We start from the raw sequence: 1,578 nt of genomic DNA on the forward strand, positions 1-1,578 counted from the left end.
GTGAGGAGAGAGCGTACCCTCTCCTCATCCTTAGAAAGGAGGTGATCCAGCCGCACCTTCCGATACGGCTACCTTGTTACGACTTCACCCCAGTTACTGACCCTACCTTCGACTGCTGCGTCCAAAAGGTTCGCTCACAGGCTTCGGGTATTGCCAACTTCCATGGTGTGACGGGCGGTGTGTACAAGACCCGGGAACGCATTCACCGCGGCATTCTGATCCACGATTACTAGCAACTCCAACTTCATGCACTCGAGTTGCAGAGTGCAATCCGAACTGGGACAGGCTTTTTGAGATTTGCTTGACATCGCTGTCTTGCTGCTCTGTGTACCTGCCATTGTAGCACGTGTGTAGCCCAAGTCATAAAGGGCATGATGATTTGACGTCATCCCCACCTTCCTCCGGTTTGTCACCGGCAGTATCGTTAGAGTCCCCAACTTAATGATGGTAACTAACAATAGGGGTTGCGCTCGTTATGGGACTTAACCCAACATCTCACGACACGAGCTGACGACAACCATGCACCACCTGTATTACAGTCTTCCGAAGAAGTAAGGAACTATCTCTAGCTCCCGCCGTAATATGTCAAGACTTGGTAAGGTTCTTCGCGTTGCGTCGAATTAAACCACATGCTCCGCTGCTTGTGCGGGTCCCCGTCAATTCCTTTGAGTTTCACACTTGCGTGCGTACTCCCCAGGCGGAGTGTTTAATGCGTTAGCTGCGGCACCCAGATTTACTCCAGACACCTAACACTCATCGTTTACGGCGTGGACTACCAGGGTATCTAATCCTGTTTGCTACCCACGCTTTCGTACCTCAGCGTCAGGTTATGGCCAGAAAGTCGCCTTCGCCACCGGTATTCCTCCTAATATCTGCGCATTTCACCGCTACACTAGGAATTCCACTTTCCCTTCCATACCTCAAGATGAGCAGTTTTAAAAGCTTACTATAGTTGAGCTATAGGATTTCACTTCTAACTTGCTTACCCGCCTACGTACCCTTTACGCCCAATGATTCCGGACAACGCTCGGACCTTACGTATTACCGCGGCTGCTGGCACGTAATTAGCCGGTCCTTATTCGTATAGTACTGTCATTTTCTTCCTATACAAAAGATTTTTACAACCCGAAGGCCTTCTAAATCACGCGGCGTCGCTGCATCAGGGTTTCCCCCATTGTGCAAAATTCCCCACTGCTGCCTCCCGTAGGAGTCTGGGCCGTGTCTCAGTCCCAATGTGGCCGTACACTCTCTCAAGCCGGCTACTGATCGTTGCCTTGGTGAGCCATTATCTCACCAACTAGCTAATCAGACGCAAGTCCATCTTAGAGCGATAAATCTTTGACCAGGCTACCATGCGATAGCTTGGTATCATTGGGTATTATTCTCCGTTTCCAGAGGCTATCCCCATCTCTAAGGCAGGTTACTCACGCGTTACTCACCCGTCCGCCACTAATCCACTTAATTTCACTCCGAAGAGATCAATTAAGTTTCATCGTTCGACTTGCATGTGTTATGCACGCCGCCAGCGTTAATCCTGAGCCAGGATCAAACTCTCATAAAAAATTTGTATGAAAGTCT

General features: G+C 49.7%; 1 rRNA gene. It reads right to left on the minus strand.

The features are described from left to right. Positions 1-34: 34 nt before the first annotated feature. A 16S ribosomal RNA gene (locus NH286_RS10600) occupies positions 35-1,561 on the minus strand. Positions 1,562-1,578 lie beyond the last annotated feature (17 nt).

The organism is Anaerococcus sp. NML200574 (assembly GCF_026131665.1).
Taxonomy (GTDB): domain Bacteria; phylum Bacillota; class Clostridia; order Tissierellales; family Peptoniphilaceae; genus Anaerococcus; species Anaerococcus kampingae.